This is a genomic window from Pontivivens nitratireducens, assembly GCF_011290545.1.
In the GTDB taxonomy this organism is placed as follows: domain Bacteria; phylum Pseudomonadota; class Alphaproteobacteria; order Rhodobacterales; family Rhodobacteraceae; genus Pontivivens; species Pontivivens nitratireducens.
Map to the genome: position 1 here is coordinate 211,129 of NZ_CP049811.1, position 23,042 is coordinate 234,170.

Consider the following 23,042-nt stretch of genomic DNA (forward strand, 5'->3'; position numbering starts at 1 on the left):
CGCCGCTATCGTCTGATCTGTTCGGGGATTAGTCCCTTGGGGAAGAAGCGCAGCGTCACCAGCAGAACCAGCCCCATGATGAGCAATCGCATATGGGGCGCGTTGTCCATCAGATGCGCGCGCAGCGCGCTGTCCCCCGCCATGCCCGAGGTGATGAACTCCATCGCCTGCGGTCCCCATGCCTCCGCCTGTGTCCAGGTGAACCAGATCAGGAACCCGCCCAGCACCGCCCCCCAGTTGTTGCCGGACCCGCCGACGATCACCATCACCCAGATCAGGAAGGTAAAGCGCAGCGGATTATACGTACCTGGCGAGAACAGCCCGTCCATCGTCACCAGCATCGCCCCGGCGATCCCCACCACGGCGGAGCCTAGGACGAAGATCTGCCGGTGCCGCGCCACCACGTCCTTGCCCATCGCCTCCGCCGCGTCGCGGTTGTCGCGGATTGCACGCATCATTCGGCCCCACGGTGACTTCAGCGCCCGTTCGCTCAACCACATCAGGATCGCCAGCACGATGACGAACAGGATGGTGTAGGAGCCGCGGACGAACACGATGGATGCATCTATGGGCATCATCCCCAGATCCGCCGCGAATGCGACGAACCAGTCCGAGGCCTGCAAATCGATCGCGCTGGGAACCGGGCTGTCCAGGCCCGCGACATTCTTGACGCCCCGCGCCAGCCAATCCTCATTCTTCAGCACGGCCAGCACGATCTCGGATATGCCGAGCGTCGCGATGGCCAGATAGTCGGAGCGCAGCCCCAGCGCGATCCGCGAAATCAGCCACGCAGCCCCGCCCGCGAACAATCCACCGACCAGCCAGCTGAGGATGATGGGTAGTCCGACACCACCGATATTTCCGTACACCGTGGGATCCTGCGCCTCGATGGCGTCCACCGCCGGGTCGAAGAATTGCCGGGTTACGAAATACCCCAGCACCAGCAACAGCACCGTCAACACACCGCGCCCGCGTCTGGGCAGGTGTTTGCGCACCCAGCCGACCGCCGCAACCGTCACCACGATCGACAGCAAGGCGGACACCAGCCCGGCGCCGCCCACGGCCCATGCCTCACCCCGCACAGGCTCACTGACCAGCACCGCCGCCACGCCGCCCAGCGCCGCGAAGCCCATGATGCCGACGTTGAACAGACCGCCATAGCCCCACTGCATGTTCACGCCCAACGCCATGATGCCGGAGATCAGGCACATGTTCAGCACCGACAGCGCCAGTGGCCAGCTTTGCACGAAGCCCAGCGCCAGCAAGGCCGCGAACATCAACGCATAGAGTGACAGGATACGCACGGGCTGGCTCATATCACTTTCCCCTTGAACAGTCCGGTCGGTCTGATCAGCAGCACCACGACCAGAATGACGAAGCTGACGGCGAACTTGTAATCCGTGCTCAGCAACTGGATCAGGCCCTCAGGCTCCCACCACGGGATCAGATAATCGAGCACCCGCTTGTAGGCATATGTCACCGTCACCTCGGAAAAGGCGATGATGAAACCCCCGGCGATGGCCCCCACGGGATTGCCGATACCACCCACGATGGCCGCAGCGAACATCGGCAGCAACAGCTGGAAATAGGTGAACGGCTTGAACGACTTGTCCAGACCATAGAGCGTGCCTGCGATCGTCGCCAAACTGGCGGCGATCACCCATGTCCAGAACACAACCTTCTTGGGGTCGATCCCGGACAGCAGCGCCAGATCCTCATTGTCGGAATAGGCCCGCATCGCCTTGCCCGTGCGCGACCGGTTCAAAAACAGGAACAGCGCGATCACCACGATCACCGCAACCACCAGGGTCAGAACCTGCGTGGACCGCAGAGCCAACCCCTCGTCCAGACCGCTCCACGCCTCGAAATCGCGCGCCCGGATCACGAACCGTGCACCGTCCGCGAACCTCTGATCGTCCGGACCGATCAGCAGGCGCGTCAATCCGTTCAGCACGAACATCACCCCAACCGACACGATGACGAAGATCACCGGGGCGGAGCGTTTTTCGCGGTAGAAGCTATAGACCGCCCTGTCCATCAGCAGCGAAATCGCCACCGCCGCGACAATCCCCACAGGCAGCGCCAGCAGAGCCGTGGGCAACACGCCGAGGCTGACGCCCATCGACTGCAACCACCACGTGAACAGGACCGTGGCCGCCGTGCCGAACGCCATCAGATCGCCATGTGCGAAGTTCGAAAACCGCAGCACCGCGTAGATCAGCGTCACCCCCAGCGCCCCCAGCGCCAATTGCGCGCCATAGGCCAGACCGGGGATGATCACGAAATTCGCGAACAGCACGATACCGTTGAGGATGTCTATCATGTCAAAGGCTCCGTTGCCGGTGGGCGCAGCATGTCGTTGGGATGTGATCGCGGCGGGTCATGCGGTTTCCTCGACGATCCAGTCGCATATGCCGCGTCCGCGGGAATTCGCCGGGGCCAGATCGGGCGTATCCGCGTCGGCATCGTGTCTGGCGAAATAGGCATTGCCGCCGACGAAGACGCTCAGGCCGCCGCCCCGCTGGTTCATCCGCAGATAGGCGCGGTCGAACCTGCTGCGCGTGATCAGAACGAAATCGACAAGCGGTTGAACCGTGCAATCCTGCGCCACACACCACTGCGTGAACCGGCAGGACATGCGGGGCGCCGCCTCGGCCGGCAGGCGCGTGTTCTGGCTTATGCGCTGAACATTCCACCACACGATTCCACCAATTCCTGCACAAAACACGGTGAGGAAGATCGCAAAGCTGAGATTTTCCCTGCTCACCCTCAGCCCCCCAGAAAGGTGCGGCGAACCTCGGGATTGGCCAACAGGGCCTCACCGGTATCGGTCCACGCATTGCGCCCCTGCACCAGCACATACCCCTTGTCCGCGATGTTCAGCGCCTGTCGTGCATTCTGTTCGACCATCAGGATGGCGATGCCGGTGCGCGCGACCTCGATGATGCGGTCGAACAATTCGTCCATCACGATGGGACTGACGCCGGCCGTCGGCTCATCGAGCATCAGAAGTTTCGGCTCCGTCATCAGCGCGCGGCCCACCGCGACCTGCTGGCGCTGCCCGCCCGACAGCTCTCCCGCCGGTTGGCGGCGTTTCTCGCGCAGGATCGGGAACAGGTCGAACACCTGCTCCATCGTGCCGGTAAAATCGTCATGGCGCAGATAGGCCCCCATTTCGAGGTTCTCCTGCACGCTCATCGAGGTGAAGACATTCGCGGTCTGCGGCACGAAGCCCATGCCCATCGCCACCCGTTCTTGCGGGCTGAGTCTGGTGATGTCCTGCCCATCCAGCGTCACCGTCCCCTCACGCAGCGGCAGCATCCCGAACACGGCCTTCATCGCCGTGGATTTGCCCGCGCCGTTCGGCCCGACGATGACCGCGATCTGCCCGCGATCAACGTTGATCTCACACGAATGCAGAATGTCCGTCGCGCCGTAGCCGCCCGTCATGTCGCGTGCCGACAGGAAACTCATGGCCTGTCCCCTTCGCTGTAGAACCATATTCCGCTCGCCGCAGCGCGCCCCCAGGGCAGGCACGGCGCAGTCAGCGCATTCTGTGCCTTTCGGCGGGCGATCGGAACGATATTCACGCGATTACCTTGTTTTTCAGACCGGTGCCCAGATAGGCCTCGATCACTCTCTCATCGGCCTTGACCGAGGCGACGTCGCCCTTGGCCAGCACGCGCCCCTCCGCCATTACGATCACCGGATCGCACAGGCGAGAGATAAAATCCATGTCGTGCTCAATCATGCAGAACGTATAGCCGCGTTCCCGGTTAAGCCGTTGAATCGCATCACCAATCGTATGGAGGAGCGTGCGATTGACGCCTGCGCCGACCTCATCCAGAAAGACGATCTTGGCGTCCACCATCATGGTGCGCCCCAGTTCCAGCAGCTTTTTCTGACCGCCAGACAGGTTTCCTGCCAGTTCATCCGCGACGTGGCTGATCTCAAGGAAATCAATGACATCTTCCGCTTTTTCGCGGATCGCACGTTCCTGCGCACGAACCTCACCGGGGCGGAACCACGCGTCCAGCAGCCTCTCCCCCTTTTGCGCGGGGGGGACCATCATCAGGTTATCGCGCACCGTTAGCGTCGAGAATTCATGGGCAATCTGGAACGTGCGCAACAGCCCACGGTGAAACAGCTCATGCGGGGGCAGCCCCGTGATATCCTCACCATCCAGGAACACCCGGCCCGAGGTCGGCGTGTAGTGGCCCGCCACCACATTGAAAAGAGTGGTTTTTCCCGCGCCATTCGGCCCGATCAGCCCGGTGATGGAGCCTTCTTCGATCTCGATACTGGCTCCGTCCACGGCACGGATACCACCGAAATGCATGTGGAGGTCTTCGACCCGGATCATGTGCGCACTCCGATTTCAACAAAGAGGCCCGGAGTTTCCTCCGGGCCATTTTCACAGGGAACTCAGGACGGTATCAGCGCACGCCCAAAGTCTGGAACGCGCCATCGATGACTTCGAGTTCGCGGTAGGAGCCTGCCGCCTCACCCGGTCCGATCAGTTCGACACCGGTCGCACCGACGAAATCGATCTCACCCCCATTTGCGAGGATCTCCAGTGCCTTGGCCAATTCACCCGGTCCGATCGGCTCACCCGGCGCATTGGCGACGTTGAGGATATTCGCCTGAATATCACCGCGATCGAGCGACCCTGCCGCCTGTGCGGCGAGGATGATCAGCGATGCGGCATCATAGCTTTCACCCCGGTAGGGGCCGTCCCCGGTGATGTTGTCCTCCCGTGCCATCGTCTCGAAGACCGCGAAGCCCTCACTGTCCGATCCCGGCGCGGTGCCGAACGTGCCCTCGATATCCGGGCCGAACGCCTCGGTCAGGCTTTCCCCGATCATGCCGTCGCCAAGGATGAATGTGTCGAACGCTCCAGTATCGACGGAGGATTGGATGATCCCGCGACCGCCCTGATCGACATAGCCCAAAACGGCCAGCGCATCGGCGCCGACAGCGGCCAGAGCACCGACTTCGGCAGAATAGTCGCCCTTGCCGTCCTCATGCGCGGCGACAATCTCAACCGTGCCGCCAGCCGCTTCGAATGCGGCCTGGAACGCATCGGCCAGGCCCAAGCCGTAATCGTTGTTGGTATAGGTGATTGCGACGGAATCGATCCCACGCTCGGTCACGATATCGGCCAGAATCTGACCCTGACGGGCATCCGAGGGCGCGGTGCGGAAGAAGAGGTCGTTATCCTCGATCGAGGACAGCGCGGGTGAGGTCGCAGACGGGCTGATCAGCACGACACCGTTCGGGACGGCCACGTTGCTGGCAATCGCGGTGGTCACGCCCGAACAATCCGCGCCGACGATCCCGATGACATTGTCGCTCGTGACCAGACGTTCCGCCGCCGCAGTGGCGGCACCGGCGTCGATGCAGGTGGAATCGGCCCGAATGGCGGCGAGGGTCGTGCCATCCAGGAACAGCCCCGAGGCGTTTGCCTCCGCGATCGCCAGTTGGGCGGAGGAGGCCATGTCCGGCGTCAGCGATTCGATGGGACCGGTGAAGCCCAGGACAATGCCGATATTCGCGGAGTCAGCATGGCTCTCGGCCAGCGCGCCCGACGATGCCAACGCCGCGATAGCCGTGCCGATCAGGAACGTCTTCATGATGTGATCTCCCGTTGATTTCTGTTGAACTGCACGCATCAAAAGCATGTTCGCCCCCGATGACAAGGGGCAAAGAACCGCTCCTCATACCCCTTACAGGGCTGCGCCGCCCGCCCACAGACCCGGTGCGGGCCGAACGAAGCCGGTGGCGATGCCGTTCCAGTTGCGTTGCGTCGGATTGAGCCGGGAGGCGATCAGCGGATGTTCCGCGTCCGCGACGCCCAGACGTGCCAGCAGAGCGGCGATGGCACATTCGGCGGCGCGGGTGGTGCCGTCCTCTATCTTGAGCGCGACGCCCAGCTTGCGTTCGGGCAGGATGGCGGCGAAGACAGCTTCCGCCCCGGTCTTGATCGCGGTGGCATTGGGCATGGCCGCCATCATCTCGGAACAGGCGCGCCCCTCCCCCGCGACGAGCAGCGGAAACCGGCGCATCGCGGCGACCAAACGGGTCGCGGCATCGCGGCGGACGGCACCCAGGCCGGATGGATCAGCCATGCGCGCCATTGCGCGGGCGAACCCGTGCAGCGTGCTGGCATGGTTCGGGGCGGAGCAACCGTCGATACCGTATCCGGGTGAGGTTTCGCCGGTCATCTCCTCATAGGCATCCTTGACCGCGCGCTGCACGGGATGGTCGATCTCATGATATTCAGCGCCGCCGCCCAGATGTCGGTTGAGGGTCAGGAAGCCCGCATGCTTGCCCGAACAATTGTTGTGAAGCTGACATGCGCCCTCGCCCGTCCGGCGCACCCGCTCCGCCTCGGCCTTGTCGCGGGGGAATTGCGTGCCGCAACGCAGATCCCCCTCCCCCAGTCCCAGACCGGCCAGCCAGTCCGCAACCCGCTCCGTGTGCAGCAGCGCGCCCTGATGCGAGGCGCAGGACAGGGCCAGTTCCTCGACCCCCAGACCGGCGGCATCGGCCGCCCCGCTTTCGACGAGGGGCAGCGCCTGAAGCATCTTGCAAGACGAGCGTGGATAGATGATCGCATCGGGAGCACCCCACTCGGCCACGATCTCCCCATCCGCACGACAGATCACGGCATGTCCGCGATGCGTCGATTCGAGGATGTCGCCCCGCCAGACCTCGACCAGTTCGGCGGCATCCGTGGAACGGTCAGTCATCGCGCAGCTCTCCTATGGTGCTTTCACCCAACCGTTCGCGCATATTGGCGAAGGCCAGACGTATTCTGGATTTCACGGTGCCCAGCGGCAACCCGTCGCGGGCGGCGATCTCGCTCTGGCTCAACCCTTCGAAGAACGTAGCGTAGAGCACCGCCCGCTGCGGTTCCGTCAGATCGTGCATCGCCTCACGCACGATCCGGGTGCGATCACTGCGCGACAGGACCTCACGCCCATCCGGTTCTGGTTCGGGTTGCAAACCGGGGTCCAGCGGATCGGCCTGCCGGCGCGCGCCATGGCGCACCGTGTCGATCCGCTTGTTGCGCGCGATCGCGAATATCCAGGTCGAGGGCGCCGCCCGTGCGGGATCATAGCTTGCCGCCTTGCGCCAGACCTGCACCATGACCTCCTGCGCGATCTCCTCCGCCTGATCGTCTGGCAGGGCATAGCGCAGAAGAAAGGATTTGACCCGCCCGGCATAGCGTTCGAACAGTTCGGCAAACGCGCCGCGATCCCGGTTGGCGATCCGGCACAGCAGGTCCGAATCGTCAGCCCGCGCTGCGCCATCTGGATCGGCGGGGCGGGTAAACTGGGCCGGGTCGGAATCTGACACTGGCGCGGAGTCCTCACTGCATCGCACGAACCCTCACACGTAAGGTGAAAAATCCGCTTGCGGGGTGGCGCATCCCGGCCCCTTGTCGCTACTATTATCGGAGTGGGACCAGGCGTTGGCAAGGTCCATGGTATGAGGCGTATTGCGCACCAAGTCGTCCAGGTACGAGACGGCAGCGCGCAGCAACGAAGGAGCAGGATATGAAAGCCAGTTTCATCGCGACGGTCACGGTTCTGGCGACGCTCGGCGTCGCGGCGGCGACAGGCGTCGCGGCACAGGAGCAAACCACTCGCGTCGATTCGCATGACCGGTGGAGCGTGTTTGAAAGCAGCGGCAGCACGAAGGAATGCTGGATCGCATCCGCCCCCACCAGCAGCCGCGCGACACGCAACGGTTCGACAGTGCAGGTCAATCGGGGCGAAATCAGGCTGATGGTCACCAACAGGCCCGGTCAGAACGTCGCGAACGAGGTCAGCTTTACCGGCGGTTACCCCTTCCGCGACGGCTCCTCCGTCACGGTCACCGTTGGCGGGCAGCAATACGAATTCTACACGCGCGGCGAATGGGCGTGGCCCTCCTCGCCTGCGGATGACCAGCGCATCGTCGCGGCCATGCGGGCCGGAGCAGACGCGCGCTTGGTCGGAACATCCGCGCGCGGCACGACAACAACTGATACAGTTTCCCTCATCGGATTTACCGCCGCATTGAGCGACGCATCGACACGATGTGCGTCCTGATACGGACATAAGGCCGGAACGACCCGTTACTGGACTGGAACATGTAGGGAGACGACCATGGATCTGAAGAGACTTACCGCCACGAGCTGTCTGGTGCTGGGGGCCTCCGCGCTTCCCGTGCTGGCACAGGAGGATACGTCGTCGCTATGTGCCGGCGCTGGCGCGGGCGCGCAGTGGGTGGGCGGAACGCAGGATGCATCCGATATCGCCTCGGCGGCCGACTATCTCGGGCTGACCGGGAACATTCCGGCCGGGGGGCAGTTGACCACCCTGTTCACAGTCAGTTCCCCGATGATGGTCCGGCTCGAGGCGCAGCCGACCGATGCCGGCGATACGGTGATCGACCTGCTCGACGCGACGGGGACGGTCATCATGTCGGATGATGACGGGGGCGGGTTCCTCGCCTCACGCGGTGAGATCTCCGTCGATCCGGGCACCTACTGCCTCGTGACGTCCAGCTATGACGGGGCGGACATGATGGCCGAGCTGCGCGTCTCCCGGTTGGAGCAGGAGGCCCTGACGGTGGGTGAGGATACCGGCGGATACGGTGCGGCCTGCTCGGCCGAGACGGAGGCATCGCCGTTCTACCCCGACGGTGCCCTCGATTCCGCCCTTGAGGACGGTGTCGCGCGCACGGCCTCCATCAACGCAGAACCGTTCTACCGGTTCACGCTCGACGGAATGCAGAGCCTCAGCATCACCGCCGAAAACCCCGAAGCCGACCCGGTGCTGTCGCTCTATGACGAATCCGGGCTGTTGCTGGCGGAGAATGACGATTTCGACGGTCTGAATTCCCGCGTTGATTTCATCGACGGACTGGCCGCGGGCTCCTATTGCATCGCGCTCGATTCCCTCGGTGATGCGAACGTGCCTGTAACCGTGACCGTCAGTGCCTTCAGCGAAGAGCAATACATGCAGGGCCTCTACAATAACGCCCAGGCCAGCCCGCCGCTGGATGGCAGCTATCCGGTCGTGGCGCTGGGCCAACTCGAAACCAGGATGCGCCGCGACATTCGTGACGGGGACGATATGGTCTGGGTCAGCTTCGACGTGGCCGAACCGGGCCTCGTCCTGATCGAGGGTATCGCCACCGCCGGAAACGACCCGATGTTGACGCTGTTCGACGATCTTGGGCGCCGTCTCGACCAGAATGACGATTACGGCGAGACCTATGACGCCCAGATTGCCGCGCGCGTGAATCCCGGCACCTACATGCTCGCCGTTGGACGGCCCGGCGGGTATTACGGCACCCCCGGCGTGACCCGTCTGGCCATCGAACGGTTCGTCTCCGCTCGCTGATCAGCGATGTCGAAATGGTGAGCGGATACGTCTTGTCCGTTCACAAGGGCTGTCTGGCCAAGGCGCGATAAATTTGCTATTCAGCATCAACGCCTCCCCTTCATCCGGGAGGCGTCTTTGTTGGAGTTGAGACATGACCGATGCTACCGCCCCCATCACGCAGGATCTGATGACGATCAAGCGTGCACCGATTACCGGCCTGCCGAATCTGGTCGGCATGACGCGTCTGCAATTGCGCGACGCGCTGATTGGTGCCGGCACGCCGGAAAAACAGGCGAAGATGCGCGTCGGCCAAGTGTGGAGCTGGATCTACAACAAGGGCGTCTACGATTTCGACGCGATGACCAACCTGGCCAAGCCGTTCCGCACCATGCTGGCCGAACAGTTCCGCGTCACCCTGCCCGAGGTCGTGACCAAGCAGGTCTCCACCGACGGCACCCGCAAATACCTGCTGCGCATCGAGGGCGGGCACGAGGTCGAGGCGGTCTATATTCCTGAAAAGGACCGCGGCACGCTGTGCATTTCCAGCCAGGTCGGGTGCACGCTGACCTGTTCGTTCTGCCATACCGGCACGCAAAAGCTGGTCCGCAACCTGACACCAGGTGAGATTATCGGCCAGGTCCTGCTGTGCCGTGACGATCTGGGTGAGTGGGAAAAGGGACCGGACGACAAGCGTCTGCTGTCCAATATCGTGCTGATGGGCATGGGCGAACCGCTCTACAACTTCGACGCCGTGCGCGACGCGATGAAGATCGCGATGGACCCTGAGGGCGTGGCCCTGAGCCGCCGCCGCATCACGCTGTCCACGTCCGGTGTGGTGCCCGAAATCGCGCGCACAGGCGACGAACTGGGCTGTATGCTCGCCATCTCGTTCCACGCGACCACGGATGAGGTGCGCAACAAGCTGGTTCCGATCAACAAACGCTGGAACATTGAGGCGCTACTGCAAGCGTGCCGCGACTATCCGCGCCTCAGCAATTCCGAACGGATTACCTTCGAATATGTCATGCTGCGCGACATCAATGACACGGATGAGGACGCGCGACGGCTGGTCAAGTTGATCGAGGGCATCCCTGCCAAGATCAACCTGATCCCGTTCAACCCATGGCCCGGCGCGCCCTATGAACGCTCCACCCGTAAGCGGATCGAGGCGTTCGGCGATATCGTCAACGCGGCAGGCTATGCCAGCCCGGTTCGCCGCCCGCGCGGCGAGGATATCATGGCCGCCTGCGGTCAGTTGAAATCCGCGACAGAACGGGCCCGCAAATCCCGCAAGCAGATCGCCGAGGAAGCCGGGCTTTAAGAAAGCGCCTCCGGCGGGGATATTTTCAGAAAGTGAAGCCACCACTCCGCAACGCTATGCCAAGGCGAGGCACGGGGGGCCAAAGCAAGGCAAGGTCGCCCGGAGCGGTTTTCACTTTCACGATCATCGGCGTCCCCGCATGTACCGTGATGGCATCGTGGCGCACCAAAGCTTTCACTTTCGTTAAATATCCCCGCCGGAGGCTAGGCCTCAGCCATGTTCGGCGATCGCGTTCAGGAAGTCCGGCCCGAAACGCTCCAGCCGGGCCTCATCCATTCCCTTGATCCGGGCGAGGGCCTCGCGACTGTCGGGCCTGGCCTCCGCAATCCGGGCGAGGGTCGTGGTCGGGCAATCCAGCCGCTTCGCCGTGCCGTCGATCCCGTAGGCCAGATCGCGTTGCAGCATGTGCAATTGGTCGAGCAGGTCGGCGGAGCCGCTCGCGGCGGCTTTCATTTTGGCCGGGTGCACCTCAGGCTCCGGCGCTCCGGTCAGGACCTCCAGAAAAATCCGACCGAATTTTTCCAGCTTCTTCGCGCCGACACCCGGCAAGGCGGCGAAGGCATCCAGGCTTTGCGGTTTTGCGTCGATCATCGCGACCAGCGTGCGGTCTGGAAAGATGACATAGGCCGGGACCTTCGCGGCCTCCGCCAATTCGCGTCGTTTGGATTTCAGCGCCCACAACAGGGGTTCATCGGCCTGCTGCACCATCGCCTCGACCCTCGGACGTTTGCGGTCGCGGCGGTCCAGGCTGTCCTTGCGCAGGGTCAGGCTCTGCTCCCCCTTCAGGACGGGGCGCGCGGCCTCGGTCAGGCGCAGCGCGTTGTGGCGGGCCGGGTCGGGGCGCACCAGATCCAGCGCCATCAACTGGCGAAACAGGGTCTGCCATTGTTTGCGACTGTATTCGCGCCCGATGGCGAAGGTGGAAATCTTGTCGTGCCCCCGGGCGAGGACTTTCTCCGTCTCCTCCCCCAGCAGGATGTCGATCAGATGGCCTGCGCCGAACCATTCGTCAGCGCGGAACACGGTCGAGAGTGCCTTGCGTGCCGCGTCGGTCGCGTCGAACGTCTCGGGCTTGTCGATGCACAGATCGCAGTTGCCGCAGGGCTGCGGCAGGGTTTCGCCGAAATAGGCCAGCAGGGTCTGGCGGCGGCAGACGGGCGCCTCGGCCAAGGCCAGCAGAGTATTGAGGCGGGCGTGATCGGCCTGTTTCCGCTCCACATTCGCCAACCCCTCCTCGATCTGGGCGCGGCGCAGGCGGATGTCATCGGGGCCGTAGAGGGTCAGGGTTTCCGCCGGATCACCATCGCGGCCCGCGCGGCCGATTTCCTGATAATAGCTCTCGATGCTCTTTGGCAGATCGGCGTGCAGAACGTAGCGAATGTCCGGTTTGTCCACGCCCATGCCAAAGGCGATGGTGGCGACGACGACGAGGCCGTCCTCGGTCTGGAACCGGGCCTCCGCTTGGCGTCTGTCGTCAGGGTCCATGCCGGCGTGATAGCTGATCGCACTCACACCCGCCTCTCGCAGGGCCTGGGCCAGCACTTCGGTCTTGTTGCGAGAGGCCGCATAGATGATGCCCGAGCGGCCGTTGCGTGCGACGGCGAAGTCCAGAAGCTGCCGCCGGGGCTGGTTCTTGGCCTGAAAGGCGAGGGTCAGGTTGGGGCGGTCGAACCCTTGCAGAAAGGTGCGCGGTTGCGTCCCGTCGAACAGCCGCTCGACGATCTCGGCACGGGTTTCGGCATCGGCGGTGGCGGTGAAGGCCGTGGTCTGCACGCCCAGCGCGCGGCGCAATTCACCGATCCGCAGATAGTCGGGGCGGAAATCATGGCCCCACTGGCTGACGCAATGCGCCTCATCCACAGCGATCATGTTGACCCCGGCGCGGCGCAGCAGCCGTTCGGTGCCGCCTGCGGCCAGACGTTCCGGCGCGATGTAGAGCAGACGCAGCGTGCCCGCGTCGATGGCCGCGAAGATCTCCTCGTTCTCCTCCTCGGTATTCGCCGAGGTCAGCGCACCCGCCACGACGCCCGCCGCGTGCAGCGCGCGCACCTGATCGCGCATCAGTGCAATCAGTGGAGAAATCACGACCGTCACGCCATCGCGCGCCAGCGAGGGCAGCTGATAGCACAGCGATTTGCCACCGCCCGTGGGCATGATGGCCAGAACATCCTCACCCGCCGCGACGGCGGTGACGATCTCCTCCTGCCCCGGACGGTAGGCGTCGAAACCGAAGACGGATGAAAGAAGGGGGGTCATATCCTGCATGGCGCCGGGTCTACCTGCCTTTGCCCGAGGCTTCCAGATACGAAGGCGCTTCGGATTGCGATCCGGCATGTCGGACTTTGCATTCGGGCCGATAGGGGCTAAGGCGGGCCGCGACATGCAGCGACAGGAGTATGCGCAATGGAATGGTGGTGGCTCGATCTGATCTTCGATGTGCTGGTGGCGTGCATCATCGCGGTGGTGGCGGTCTTCCTCGCCGGCTTCGTCAAGCGGCAGGTGCGCAATATCGGCAGGCGGCATGACCGCTTCGATGAGACATTGTTCAACTTCCTTGGCACGGTCGCGAACTATACGGTTCTGACATTCGCGCTGATCTTCATTCTGGCACGGTTCGGCATCCAGACGGCATCGCTGATCGCCGTCATCGGTGCGGCTGGTCTGGCAATCGGGCTGGCCTTGCAGGGCACGCTGTCCAACCTGGCCTCGGGCCTGATGCTGCTGGCGTTCCGACCGTTCAAGATCGGCGATTACGTCTCCGCCGGGGGGCAAGGCGGCACGGTCAAGGAGATCGGGCTGTTCACATGCGAGCTGACCACACCCGATAACGTGCAGGTTTTCGTACCCAACAGCGATATCTGGTCCGGGCCGATCCAGAACTACAGCGCCCATGACGAACGGCGCGTCGATCTGGTGTTCGGGGTCGGCTACGGCGTGAACCTAAAGGAAGCGGAGCAGGTGATCCGCGACACCTTGGCCGAAGAGTTGCGCATTCACGATGACAAGCCGATCTTCGTGAAGGTCACGGCCCTGGGTGACAGTTCCGTCGATCTGACGGTGCGGGTCTGGGTGGCGCGGGCGGATTACCTCGACGTGAAATGCGCCCTGTTGCAAGCGGTCAAGGAAGCGTTCGACGCGGCCGGGATCGACATCCCCTTCCCCACACGGACCATCGTCAAGGCTTGAGGTGCAGGCGGCCCGCCCCGGTTCGCCGGGGCGAGGCAGATCAGCGCGTGAAGGTGACGGCCAGCTCGACATGCGGCGACCAGCGGAACTGGTCGATCACGCGCACCGGCCCCATCCGGTATCCCGCCTTGATCAGAACCTCCGCATCGCGGGCGAAGGTCACGGGATTGCATGAGACGAAGGCGATGACGGGCACCGCGCTCAACGTCAGTTCCTGCACCTGTGCCGCGGCGCCAACGCGTGGCGGGTCTATGACCACGGCGTCGTAGCCCTTCATCTCACTGGCCAGGAGCGGGCGGCGGAACAGGTCGCGGCGGTCTGTGGTGATCCGGTGCAAGGCACCATCGGTGCGCCGCCATGCCAGATCCAGCGCGGCCAGCATCGGGCCATCGTTTTCCACTGCCAGAACCTCCGCCTGCTCCGCCAGTGGCAGGGCGAATGTGCCGCATCCGGCGAACAGGTCAATCACGCGGGACGCATTGCCGACCGCCTGCTTTACCGTCGCGACCAGAGCGGCCTGCCCGTGTGGCGTCGCTTGCAAAAACGCGCCGGGGGACGGCACGATGCGGGCCTTGCCCATGCGCTGCACGGGGGGGCTGGCATTGACGATCACCTCATCGTTCCAGGTCAGGCGGGCGAGGTCGTGGCGGCCTGCGATCTCCGCCAGTTGCGGCAGCATCGTCGGCTCCAGCTCGCGCGCCTCCTCGACCAGCACGTCCAGCCCTGCGGCGGACAGCGTCACCGACAGACGGATCGCCGCCGTGCGGGATGCGCCGATGGCGGTCAGCTCCTCCAATACGGGGATGGCGGCGAAAATCTTCGGGTCGATGACCGCGCATTCCTCGATCGCGATCAGAGTGTTGCTGGCCCGCTGGTGAAATCCGACGGTGATCCCCTTGCGCGTGCGCCGCCCGCCAAAGACGGCACGCCGGCGCGACCGGGGGGGAGAGGTGGCGATCCCGCCGACCTTCATGTCGATGCCCCGCGCGGACAGGGCGCGGCGCACCACGTTCACCTTCCACTCCGCCACGAAGGCGTCCGAGGCATGTTGAACCGCGCAACCGCCGCAGGTGCCGAAATGCTTGCAAACCGGGGTGATCCGCTGCTCCGACGGCTGCAACACCGCGTGCAATTCGCCCTCCGCCGTCAGTTCCACCACCTCACCGGGCAGGGTGTAGGGAACGAAAACCTCGCCCCCGCCCTGTGCCACGCCGTCGCCCTGATGGCCGAGCCTGTCTATTGTGATCTGTTCCATGCACGCGCGATACACTGCCGCGCCCGCAACCGCATCAGAAAAAGGTGCTGCAAAAAAACTTGCCCGTGTCCCGACAGCAGAATATCATGACGCTGTCTCACCGGGAGAACGCGGCCCCGCCGCTGCCGAAGAAGCAACCGCCCCGGAAACTTTCAGGTCACAGGACCGGTGGGATAGCTAATACTCTGGAGAGTGGCATTCACGCCCGCCGACGGGATAACGATCTCAGGCAACAGGACAGAGGGGGCATCACGGACCGTGCGATCCTCGCGCGGCCAGATGCAACGGGGCTATCGCATGACCGATTTGAAGACGACACCGCTGGCACAATTACACCGGACGCTGGGCGGAAAGATGGTGCCGTTCGCAGGCTGGGAGATGCCCGTGCAGTTCCCCATGGGCGTGATGCAGGAACATCTGCACACCCGCGCACATGCCGGCCTGTTCGATGTCAGCCACATGGCGCAGTTGCGGCTGGACGGCGCGAACCGGGTCGAGGCGCTGGAACGCCTGATGCCCGTCAACGTGGCGGAGCTGAAACCCGGTCGCCAGCGATATGGCCTGCTGACGGCGGCGGATGGCGGCATTCTGGACGATCTGATGTTCGCCAATATGGGCGACTGGATTTATGTGGTCGTCAACGCCGCGCGCGCCGATCACGACATTCCGCACATCCAGTCTGCAACCTCGGTCGAGGTTCTGGACCGGGCGCTAATCGCCTTGCAAGGACCGAAGGCGGAGGACGTGCTAGCCGCGCTCAATGACGCCGTGCGCGACATGCGGTTCATGGATGCCCGCGTCATGCCCTTGATCGACGGGGACTGCATCGTCACCCGCTCGGGCTATACCGGTGAGGACGGCTTCGAGATTTCCGTGCCTAAGGGTGAGGCTATCGCCGTGGTTGAGGCCTTGCTGGAGCAAGAGGGCGTGGCCCCCATCGGACTGGGCGCGCGCGACAGCCTGCGGCTCGAGGCCGGGCTGTGCCTGTACGGCAACGATATCGATGAGACGACCACCCCGGTCGAGGGCGGCCTGATCTGGGCCATGCAGAAACGGCGGCGCGAACAGGGCGGCTTTCCCGGTGCGGATGTGATCCAGCGCCAGCTGGCCGAGGGCACCACCCGCCAGCGTGTCGGATTGCAGCCCGAGGGGCGCGCCCCCGTCCGCGCCGGCACGACGCTGCACGCGGTCGAGGACGGGCCGGTCATCGGCACCGTCACCTCCGGCACGTTCGGCCCCTCCGTTGGCGGCCCCATTGCGATGGGCTATGTCGAAACATCGCATGCGCAGCCGGGCACCGTGCTCTACGCTCATCTGCGCGGCAAATACGTAGCGATCCGCGTCGCGACGCTTCCCTTCGTCCAACAGACCTACAAGAGGTAACCTAAATGACAGTCAAATATACCGAAGAGCATGAATGGCTGAAGCAGGACGGCGATGAGGTCATCGTCGGCATCACCGAACACGCGCAGGCCCAACTGGGCGATCTGGTCTTCGTCGAATTGCCCGAGCCGGGCATCAAGGTGGCCAAGGACGATGAGATCGTCGTGATCGAAAGCGTCAAGGCCGCGTCCGACATCATGGCCCCGCTCGACGGTGAGGTTACGGCCGTGAACGAAAAGATCGTCGAGACGCCCAGCCTGGTGAACGAGGATCCGCTGGAAGAAGGCTGGTTCTTCCGCATGACCCTCGACGATCCCAGCGAGTTCGACGACCTGATGGACGAACAGGCCTACAAGGCCTTCATCGGCTGATCCCATTCGGTCCCGGCCCGGTGCCGGGACCATTCCGCCCACAGACAGGATGATCCCCGTGAGCTATTCCCCCACCGATTACGCCCCCTATGATTTCGCCAATCGCCGCCATATCGGCCCCTCTCCGGCGGAAATGCAGGAGATGCTCGACGTGCTGGGTGCCGACAGCCTCGACACGCTGATCGACCGGATCGTCCCCGCCGGTATCCGACAGAAGGAGGCCCTCGATTTCGGCCCCGCCCTGTCGGAGCAGGAGGCCCTGCGCGCCCTGCGGCAGATGTCGAAGAAGAACAAGGTTATGACCTCGCTGATCGGTCAGGGCTATCACGGCACGGTCACGCCGCCGGTCATCGCGCGCAATATCTTCGAGAACCCAGCCTGGTACACCGCCTATACCCCCTATCAACCCGAGATTTCGCAGGGCCGGTTGGAGGCATTGCTGAACTACCAGACCATGATCGCCGACCTGACCGGGCTGGAGATCGCCAACGCCTCGCTGCTGGATGAGGCAACCGCCGCGGCGGAGGCGATGGCGCTGGCGCAGCGGGCCGGTAAATCCAAGGCCACGGCGTTCTTCGTCGATCACCATTGCCATCCGCAGACCATCGACGTGATCCGCACGCGCGCCGCCCCGCTGGGCTGGGACGTGATCGTGGGCGATCCCTTCACGGATTTACAGCCGGATCAGGTGTTCGGCGCGATCTTCCAATATCCCGGAACGTATGGCCACGTGCATGACTTCACCGATGTGATCGAGGCGCTGCATTCCGCCAAGGCGCTGGCCGTGGTGGCCGCAGATCCTCTGGCCTTGTGCGTGCTCAAGGCACCGGGAGAGATGGGCGCGGACATCGCCATCGGCAACACGCAACGCTTCGGCGTGCCGTTGGGCGCGGGCGGGCCTCATGCGGCCTACATGGCCTGCCGGGACGCCTATAAACGCGCGATGCCCGGGCGGATCGTCGGTGTTTCCATTGATGCACGGGGCAACCGGGCCTATCGCCTCAGCCTGCAAACGCGCGAGCAGCATATCCGGCGTGAGAAGGCGACCTCGAACGTCTGCACGGCGCAGGCTCTGCTCGCCGTCATGGCCTCGATGTATGCGGTGTTCCACGGGCCTGCGGGCCTGCGGGCCATCGCGCAGCGCGTGCATCTGAAGGCGGTTCGCGTGGCAGATGCCCTGCAAGCGGCAGGCTATTCGGTCGAGCCAGCGGCGTTCTTCGACACCCTGACGGTCGAGGTAGGCGCTCCGCGTGAGGCGATCCTGCGCGCCGCGGTCGAGGCAGGCATCAACCTGCGGCGCGTCGGTGAGACCAAGATCGGCATCACGCTGGATGAGGCCGTTTGGCCCGAGGATATCGTCCGCCTGATCGCCGTCTTCGGCGGCAGCGACGGGGGTGAGGCGACGCAGTACCGCCTGCCCGACGCCCTGATCCGCACATCGGACTACCTGACCCACCCAACCTTCCACCTCAACCGGGCCGAGGCGGAGATGACCCGCTACATGCGCCGCCTCGCTGACCGCGATCTGGCGCTGGACCGCGCTATGATCCCGCTGGGCTCATGCACCATGAAGCTGAACGCCACGGCGGAGATGATGCCGGTCAGTTGGCCGGAATTCTCCAACATCCACCCCTTCGCCCCCGCCGATCAGCGGCAGGGCTACAAGGAACTGATCGACGATCTCAGCGACAAGCTGTGCCGGATCACCGGCTATGACGCGATTTCGATGCAGCCGAACTCCGGCGCGCAGGGCGAATATGCCGGCCTGCTGACCATCCGCGCCTATCACGCCGCGAATGGCGACGATCGCGATGTCTGCCTGATCCCGGTCAACGCGCATGGCACGAACCCGGCCTCCGCGCAGATGGTCGGGATGAAGGTCGTCGTGGTGAAGTGCAACGATCTGGGCAATATCGACGTCGAGGATTTTCGCAGCAAGGCGCAGGCAGCGGGAGACAAGCTCGCCGCCTGCATGATCACCTATCCCTCCACCCACGGGGTGTTCGAGGATACGGTGCGCGAAGTCTGCGAGATCACGCATGAACATGGCGGTCAGGTCTATCTGGACGGGGCCAACATGAACGCGATGGTCGGCCTCAGCCGTCCGGGAAAAATCGGGGCCGATGTCAGCCACCTGAACCTGCACAAGACATTCTGCATCCCGCATGGCGGCGGTGGCCCTGGAATGGGCCCCATCGGCGTGCGGTCGCACCTTGCGCCATACCTGCCCGGCCACACGGATGAGGGGTCGGCGGGCGCGGTCAGTGCGGCGACCTACGGCTCCCCCTCGCTGCTGCCGATCTCATGGGCCTACTGTGCAATGATGGGCGGCGATGGCCTGACCCAAGCGACAAAGGTCGCCATCCTCAGCGCGAACTACATTGCGAAGCGGTTGGAAGGCGCGTTCGACGTGCTGTATCGCGGCGCTTCGGGGTACGTCGCGCATGAATGCATCATCGACACCCGCCCGTTGAAGGACACCGCCGACGTGTCGGTGGACGACGTGGCCAAGCGCCTGATCGACAGCGGCTTTCACGCCCCCACGATGAGTTGGCCGGTCGCGGGCACCCTGATGATCGAACCGACGGAGAGTGAGCCGAAGGCCGAGCTGGACCGCTTCATCGCCGCGATGCTCAGCATCCGGGCCGAGGCGCAGGCCATCGAGGGCGGCACGCTGGACCGCGCGAACAACCCGCTGACCAACGCCCCCCACACGATGGAGGATCTGGTCGGCGACTGGGACCGTCCCTACACGCGTGAGGCCGCATGTTTCCCCGCCGGTGCCTTCCGCGTGGACAAGTACTGGGCGCCGGTAAACCGCGTGGACAACGCCTGGGGCGACCGAAATCTGGTCTGCTCCTGCCCGCCGCTGGAGGACTATATGGAAGCGGCGGAATAACAGCGAATTCCGGGCGGCCGCGCGCCGCCCGGAACTTCCCTTCGGAATTCGGCGTTATGACCCCGAGCGAATGTTGAAATTGCTCGACCGCGCCATACATTAGAATCGTTCTAAGTTATACGCAGCGCAATCGGAGGATGTCATGGAAGATACCGCACACGAGCTTAAGAAGAACGAAAAGACAGCGATCATCGAGGGCTTGCATCAGGCGTTGGCCGATACATCCGTCGCAACGATGAAATCCCAGTTTTTTCATTGGAACGTGAAGGGCATGTCTTTCGGCTCCCTTCATGCGATGTTTCAGGAGATCTACGAGGATCACTTCGCCGGTCAGGACGAACTGGCCGAACGCGTCCGCGCATTGGGTGAACCGGTCGAGGGCAGCTACAAGTCCTTCCTGGAGCGCACCCGGATCAAGGAGGCGACACAAGTCATCTCCGCCAAGGATATGGTCGCGGACATGAAAGAGGCCGAGGAAACCATCGCGGCTACACTGCGCAGCCTTGCCAACGAAGCCGCTGAACAGCGCGACCCGCTGACCGAGGATTTGGCCATTGCCCGCGCCCAGGTTCATGAGAAGTTCGCCTGGATGCTGCGCGCCCATCTGGAAGGCTGATACTTGGTGACGCCGCTAATTAGTTGGCGCTACCATTATAAAGAACCCTGCTGACGCTCGGACTGGACAAGCCCATCCGAGCGTCGAGGGCACTAGGTTCTGGCCGTCAGTGATCCCCGTGACCGTCGGCGTCACTGCCATGCCCGCTCATATCATGATCGGACATATCTTCGCCGTCCGCCTGATCGGTCGGACGGCGCATTTCGGCCTCGAACACCACGGTGACATCGCCCGCGTGCTCAAAGTGCAGCGTGATATCTTGCACCGATCCCATTTCCAGGCCGTGCTCCAGCCCCATCAGCATCAGGTGATAACCGCCCGGGGCGAGGGTCATGCTTTCCCCTGCGGGTATGACGATGCCATCGGTCTGCTCCTGCATCCGGTTCACACCGTCCACCTGAACGGTTTCATGCACCTGAACCATTGCGAAATCGGCACTGGCCGACAGCAGGCGATCATCGACCGTGCCGTGATTGTGAACAGTCAGAAAACCGCCGGAAGATCGCGCGACGGACGTCGTGGCCCGGACCCATGGGTCGCTGATCGTCAGTTCGCCTGCCGTGATATGCTCGGCGAATACAGGAAGGGCGGTCATGCCGAGGGTTACGGCAAGGGCAAGTGTCTTGAACATTGAAAGCTCCGTTCTGAGATTGTCTGAAAAGATTAAGACGTTCTCAAACCGGGGGCGCGCGGGGCGCTGCATCGTAATCCCGCAGGAAATAACCTGCGACAGAAGCGCCGGTGACGACGACCTCCACCGGTTCCCACGCAAGGGCGACCGAAACAGACCCGACCGAGGGGCACAGCATCGCCTGCGCGATCCGGCAGACATCGCATTTCTGCGTCACATGCGGGTCTGTCCCCCCTTCGGAGGAGGCGAGACACAGCACCGCCACACTGCCATCCGGGCCGAAAACCAGCGGTCCCTCGACCACAGTCACCCGATGCCCGAACGATAGCAGCGACAGGGCAAGGATCACCGTCGCCGCCAGTGCGCAATTCAGCAATCGGTTTTTCAGCCCCATCATCATGCCGCATCAAGTGACGCAAGCCGTGTGCGACATCAAGTGCACATATTGTCCCGGAACGACTCTCATGCCTATACGTTAAAGCGTACACTCCTTCTTCATCCAACCTATGGCGGCCCCGATGCACGAACAGACGAGGCACATGTCCGCCTTTCCCGAGATGCCCGCCCGCGATTCCCGCGCCGCACAGGTGCTGAGCTTCGCCGCGCGGCTGTCGGTGATCGGGCTGTTCATCATCGTTCTGATCACAGGTCTGAAAAGCGCGTATTTCGTGCTGGCGCCGATCTGTCTGGGGGTTACGGCGGCGCTGGTCTTGGGCCCGGTCGCCACGCGTCTGGAACGCGGCGGCATGCCGGCCCCGCTGTCTGCGGGATTGATGACCGTTCTAGTGTTGATTGGATTGGCCGCCTTTGTCAGCGGCATCGTGCTACCGATCAATGACTGGATCGACCGTTCACCAGATATCTGGCAGCGGCTGGAAAGGCTAAGTTGGTCCCTGCAAGCCCGGTGGCGGGAAATCGAAAGCGCGGCGGTCGATATCTCGCAGGCGATGGGTGCGGATGCGCAGTCCGGGGGGCAAGCCATTGACCCTCTCAGTTCGATTCTGCCGGCCCTCAGACTGGCCCCGGCGCTGGTCGGGCAGTTCGTGATCTTCTTCGGAACGGTCTATTTCTTTATCGCGACACGTCATCAGATCCGCGATTTCGTGCTGTCGTTCTGCCTGTCCCGGCGGGCGCGGTGGCGGGTCGCGCGGATCTTTCGCGATATCGAGGCAGGATTCTCGCATTATTTCGGGACGATCGCGGCCATCAACGTTGTGTTCGGCTGCGCTGTCGGATTGCTGGCGTGGAGCTTCGGCATGCCGACACCCTATGTCTGGGGCGGATTGGCGGCGGGCCTGAACTTCGTGCCCTATATCGGACCCGCGCTGATGGCGGCGATCCTGTTCTCGATAGGGTTGGTGGTGTTCGACAATATCGAAACGGCGGTTTTCCTGACCGCAGGTTTCGTAATGCTCAACCTGCTGGAGGGTCAGTTCGTCACCCCCTCCGTCGTGGGGCGGACCCTGCTGCTCAATCCGTTTCTGGTATTTTGCACGCTGACATTCTGTCTGTGGTTATGGGGGGCGCCGGGTGCATTTCTGTCGGTGCCATTCCTGCTTAGCGGAAAGGTGGTGCTGTATCACTTGCGCCCCGGCCGTGCAGTCGGCCGGGGTCGCAGGTTAGCGCCGCATAGACCGGCCAAGCTCTGATCCCGCTGCGAAAGCTCCCATAATCTCCCCAAACAGAGTGGAGCTTGCGACCGGGGCCACAGGGGCGCCGGGTGCCGCAGGTGGCACCGCCGCTGTCGTCGCAACCGGCGGCACGGCTTTGAGACGTCGTGGCCTGCCCACCAGCAGGATGATGATCCCCACCAGCGCCAGCACCGCAGCGCAGATCATATTCGCGAAGATCGCGCCCAACTCGGCGGCCAAAGCCAGCCAGACCGCAGAAACGGCAAAGACGAGCGCGCCCAGCAGAAAGACGCCAGCCACGGCGGTCGCCACCAGACGCCGCCGTTTGATTTCGACCTTCGCGGCGAACCGTGTAATCATCGCCATCAG

At 63.6% G+C, this 23,042-nt stretch carries 22 protein-coding genes and 1 riboswitch; of the genes, 9 read left to right on the top strand and 13 right to left on the bottom strand.

Features of this window, described 5'->3' with window-relative positions:
* Positions 1 to 5 precede the first annotated feature (5 nt).
* From G8E03_RS01025 to G8E03_RS01060, 8 genes are all read right to left on the bottom strand, one after another.
* On the bottom strand, positions 6 to 1,316 hold the full coding sequence (locus G8E03_RS01025) for a branched-chain amino acid ABC transporter permease (protein WP_166187626.1): 1,311 nt from the start codon (positions 1,314 to 1,316) through the stop codon (positions 6 to 8).
* Positions 1,313 to 2,320, bottom strand: coding sequence for a branched-chain amino acid ABC transporter permease (locus G8E03_RS01030; RefSeq protein ID WP_166193741.1), 1,008 nt, complete (start codon positions 2,318 to 2,320; stop codon positions 1,313 to 1,315). Before G8E03_RS01030 ends, G8E03_RS01025 begins: the two co-directional genes overlap by 4 nt.
* A gap of 60 nt (positions 2,321 to 2,380) precedes the next feature.
* Positions 2,381 to 2,767 (bottom strand): hypothetical protein, encoded by a 387-nt coding sequence (locus G8E03_RS01035; protein WP_166187628.1) that lies wholly within the window; start codon positions 2,765 to 2,767, stop codon positions 2,381 to 2,383.
* A 2-nt stretch (positions 2,768 to 2,769) separates the two neighbouring features.
* Positions 2,770 to 3,474 carry an ABC transporter ATP-binding protein gene (locus G8E03_RS01040; RefSeq protein WP_166187631.1) on the bottom strand — a complete coding sequence of 235 codons (705 nt, stop codon included), beginning with the start codon at positions 3,472 to 3,474 and terminating at the stop codon, positions 2,770 to 2,772.
* Positions 3,475 to 3,586: 112 nt separating this feature from the next.
* On the bottom strand, positions 3,587 to 4,363 hold the full coding sequence (locus G8E03_RS01045) for an ABC transporter ATP-binding protein (RefSeq protein ID WP_166187633.1): 777 nt from the start codon (positions 4,361 to 4,363) through the stop codon (positions 3,587 to 3,589).
* Positions 4,364 to 4,436: 73 nt separating this feature from the next.
* Positions 4,437 to 5,633 (bottom strand): ABC transporter substrate-binding protein, encoded by a 1,197-nt coding sequence (locus tag G8E03_RS01050; protein WP_166187635.1) that lies wholly within the window; start codon positions 5,631 to 5,633, stop codon positions 4,437 to 4,439.
* A 93-nt stretch (positions 5,634 to 5,726) separates the two neighbouring features.
* The gene (locus tag G8E03_RS01055; protein ID WP_166187638.1) at positions 5,727 to 6,752 is read right to left on the bottom strand and encodes an asparaginase; all 1,026 of its coding nucleotides are present in this window, start codon (positions 6,750 to 6,752) and stop codon (positions 5,727 to 5,729) included.
* Positions 6,745 to 7,362, bottom strand: coding sequence for a sigma-70 family RNA polymerase sigma factor (locus G8E03_RS01060; RefSeq protein ID WP_166187641.1), 618 nt, complete (start codon positions 7,360 to 7,362; stop codon positions 6,745 to 6,747). Before G8E03_RS01060 ends, G8E03_RS01055 begins: the two co-directional genes overlap by 8 nt.
* A gap of 200 nt (positions 7,363 to 7,562) precedes the next feature.
* Here G8E03_RS01060 and G8E03_RS01065 point away from each other — a divergent pair, with 200 nt between their 5' ends.
* The 3 genes from G8E03_RS01065 (at position 7,563) to rlmN (ending at position 10,701) form a co-directional block, all read left to right on the top strand.
* Positions 7,563 to 8,099, top strand: coding sequence for an invasion associated locus B family protein (locus G8E03_RS01065; RefSeq protein WP_166187643.1), 537 nt, complete (start codon positions 7,563 to 7,565; stop codon positions 8,097 to 8,099).
* 57 nt (positions 8,100 to 8,156) lie between these two features.
* Positions 8,157 to 9,398, top strand: coding sequence for a DVUA0089 family protein (locus tag G8E03_RS01070; RefSeq protein WP_166187645.1), 1,242 nt, complete (start codon positions 8,157 to 8,159; stop codon positions 9,396 to 9,398).
* 133 nt (positions 9,399 to 9,531) lie between these two features.
* Complete coding sequence (gene rlmN / locus G8E03_RS01075) at positions 9,532 to 10,701, top strand: dual-specificity RNA methyltransferase RlmN (protein WP_166187647.1); 1,170 nt, start codon at positions 9,532 to 9,534, stop codon at positions 10,699 to 10,701.
* 210 nt (positions 10,702 to 10,911) lie between these two features.
* Here rlmN and recQ read toward each other — a convergent pair whose 3' ends face one another.
* Positions 10,912 to 12,966 carry a DNA helicase RecQ gene (gene recQ / locus G8E03_RS01080; RefSeq protein WP_166187649.1) on the bottom strand — a complete coding sequence of 685 codons (2,055 nt, stop codon included), beginning with the start codon at positions 12,964 to 12,966 and terminating at the stop codon, positions 10,912 to 10,914.
* 138 nt (positions 12,967 to 13,104) lie between these two features.
* Here recQ and G8E03_RS01085 point away from each other — a divergent pair, with 138 nt between their 5' ends.
* Positions 13,105 to 13,887, top strand: a complete 783-nt coding sequence (locus G8E03_RS01085; protein WP_166187652.1) for a mechanosensitive ion channel family protein — start codon at positions 13,105 to 13,107, stop codon at positions 13,885 to 13,887.
* 40 nt (positions 13,888 to 13,927) lie between these two features.
* Here the strand turns inward: G8E03_RS01085 and G8E03_RS01090 are convergent, their stop codons facing one another.
* A complete protein-coding gene (locus G8E03_RS01090) occupies positions 13,928 to 15,142 on the bottom strand; it encodes a class I SAM-dependent RNA methyltransferase (RefSeq protein WP_166187654.1) in 1,215 nt (404 codons plus the stop codon).
* Between the two features lie 91 nt (positions 15,143 to 15,233).
* Positions 15,234 to 15,320, top strand: a riboswitch (glycine riboswitch).
* Between the two features lie 119 nt (positions 15,321 to 15,439).
* On the opposite strand from G8E03_RS01090, the gene gcvT reads away from it, so the two are divergent.
* The 4 genes from gcvT to G8E03_RS01110 all read left to right on the top strand — a co-directional run bounded on the left by gcvT (position 15,440) and on the right by G8E03_RS01110 (position 20,411).
* Positions 15,440 to 16,525: a glycine cleavage system aminomethyltransferase GcvT gene (gene gcvT / locus G8E03_RS01095; RefSeq protein WP_166187656.1), complete on the top strand. Its 1,086-nt coding sequence runs from the start codon at positions 15,440 to 15,442 to the stop codon at positions 16,523 to 16,525.
* Between the two features lie 5 nt (positions 16,526 to 16,530).
* The gene (gene gcvH, locus G8E03_RS01100) at positions 16,531 to 16,896 is read left to right on the top strand and encodes a glycine cleavage system protein GcvH (RefSeq protein WP_166187659.1); all 366 of its coding nucleotides are present in this window, start codon (positions 16,531 to 16,533) and stop codon (positions 16,894 to 16,896) included.
* Positions 16,897 to 16,954: 58 nt separating this feature from the next.
* Complete coding sequence (gene gcvP / locus G8E03_RS01105) at positions 16,955 to 19,795, top strand: aminomethyl-transferring glycine dehydrogenase (protein WP_205793170.1); 2,841 nt, start codon at positions 16,955 to 16,957, stop codon at positions 19,793 to 19,795.
* Between the two features lie 142 nt (positions 19,796 to 19,937).
* Positions 19,938 to 20,411 carry a Dps family protein gene (locus tag G8E03_RS01110; protein WP_166187664.1) on the top strand — a complete coding sequence of 158 codons (474 nt, stop codon included), beginning with the start codon at positions 19,938 to 19,940 and terminating at the stop codon, positions 20,409 to 20,411.
* A gap of 106 nt (positions 20,412 to 20,517) precedes the next feature.
* On the opposite strand, the gene G8E03_RS01115 is transcribed toward G8E03_RS01110, so the two are convergent.
* On the bottom strand, positions 20,518 to 21,042 hold the full coding sequence (locus G8E03_RS01115) for a copper chaperone PCu(A)C (RefSeq protein ID WP_166187666.1): 525 nt from the start codon (positions 21,040 to 21,042) through the stop codon (positions 20,518 to 20,520).
* 43 nt (positions 21,043 to 21,085) lie between these two features.
* Positions 21,086 to 21,436, bottom strand: a complete 351-nt coding sequence (locus tag G8E03_RS01120) for a hypothetical protein (RefSeq protein ID WP_166187668.1) — start codon at positions 21,434 to 21,436, stop codon at positions 21,086 to 21,088.
* Positions 21,437 to 21,581: 145 nt separating this feature from the next.
* Here G8E03_RS01120 and G8E03_RS01125 point away from each other — a divergent pair, with 145 nt between their 5' ends.
* A complete protein-coding gene (locus G8E03_RS01125) occupies positions 21,582 to 22,691 on the top strand; it encodes an AI-2E family transporter (RefSeq protein WP_166187670.1) in 1,110 nt (369 codons plus the stop codon).
* Here the strand turns inward: G8E03_RS01125 and G8E03_RS01130 are convergent.
* Positions 22,662 to 23,039 carry an FXYD domain-containing ion transport regulator gene (locus G8E03_RS01130; RefSeq protein ID WP_205793172.1) on the bottom strand — a complete coding sequence of 126 codons (378 nt, stop codon included), beginning with the start codon at positions 23,037 to 23,039 and terminating at the stop codon, positions 22,662 to 22,664. The genes G8E03_RS01125 and G8E03_RS01130 overlap by 30 nt on opposite strands.
* Positions 23,040 to 23,042 lie beyond the last annotated feature (3 nt).

Bases quoted from the DNA above. Each gene is read 5' to 3' on its own strand.
- gcvH (WP_166187659.1), top strand. From the start codon at position 16,531: ATGACAGTCAAATATACCGAAGAGCATGAATGGCTGAAGCAGGACGGC.
- G8E03_RS01025 (WP_166187626.1), bottom strand. From the start codon at position 1,316: ATGAGCCAGCCCGTGCGTATCCTGTCACTCTATGCGTTGATGTTCGCG.
- recQ (WP_166187649.1), bottom strand. From the start codon at position 12,966: ATGCAGGATATGACCCCCCTTCTTTCATCCGTCTTCGGTTTCGACGCC.
- G8E03_RS01065 (WP_166187643.1), top strand. From the start codon at position 7,563: ATGAAAGCCAGTTTCATCGCGACGGTCACGGTTCTGGCGACGCTCGGC.
- gcvT (WP_166187656.1), top strand. From the start codon at position 15,440: ATGACCGATTTGAAGACGACACCGCTGGCACAATTACACCGGACGCTG.
- G8E03_RS01115 (WP_166187666.1), bottom strand. From the start codon at position 21,042: ATGTTCAAGACACTTGCCCTTGCCGTAACCCTCGGCATGACCGCCCTT.
- G8E03_RS01055 (WP_166187638.1), bottom strand. From the start codon at position 6,752: ATGACTGACCGTTCCACGGATGCCGCCGAACTGGTCGAGGTCTGGCGG.
- G8E03_RS01130 (WP_205793172.1), bottom strand. From the start codon at position 23,039: ATGGCGATGATTACACGGTTCGCCGCGAAGGTCGAAATCAAACGGCGG.
- G8E03_RS01085 (WP_166187652.1), top strand. From the start codon at position 13,105: ATGGAATGGTGGTGGCTCGATCTGATCTTCGATGTGCTGGTGGCGTGC.
- G8E03_RS01090 (WP_166187654.1), bottom strand. From the start codon at position 15,142: ATGGAACAGATCACAATAGACAGGCTCGGCCATCAGGGCGACGGCGTG.
- G8E03_RS01110 (WP_166187664.1), top strand. From the start codon at position 19,938: ATGGAAGATACCGCACACGAGCTTAAGAAGAACGAAAAGACAGCGATC.
- rlmN (WP_166187647.1), top strand. From the start codon at position 9,532: ATGACCGATGCTACCGCCCCCATCACGCAGGATCTGATGACGATCAAG.
- G8E03_RS01045 (WP_166187633.1), bottom strand. From the start codon at position 4,363: ATGATCCGGGTCGAAGACCTCCACATGCATTTCGGTGGTATCCGTGCC.
- G8E03_RS01040 (WP_166187631.1), bottom strand. From the start codon at position 3,474: ATGAGTTTCCTGTCGGCACGCGACATGACGGGCGGCTACGGCGCGACG.
- G8E03_RS01070 (WP_166187645.1), top strand. From the start codon at position 8,157: ATGGATCTGAAGAGACTTACCGCCACGAGCTGTCTGGTGCTGGGGGCC.
- G8E03_RS01125 (WP_166187670.1), top strand. From the start codon at position 21,582: ATGTCCGCCTTTCCCGAGATGCCCGCCCGCGATTCCCGCGCCGCACAG.
- G8E03_RS01120 (WP_166187668.1), bottom strand. From the start codon at position 21,436: ATGGGGCTGAAAAACCGATTGCTGAATTGCGCACTGGCGGCGACGGTG.
- G8E03_RS01050 (WP_166187635.1), bottom strand. From the start codon at position 5,633: ATGAAGACGTTCCTGATCGGCACGGCTATCGCGGCGTTGGCATCGTCG.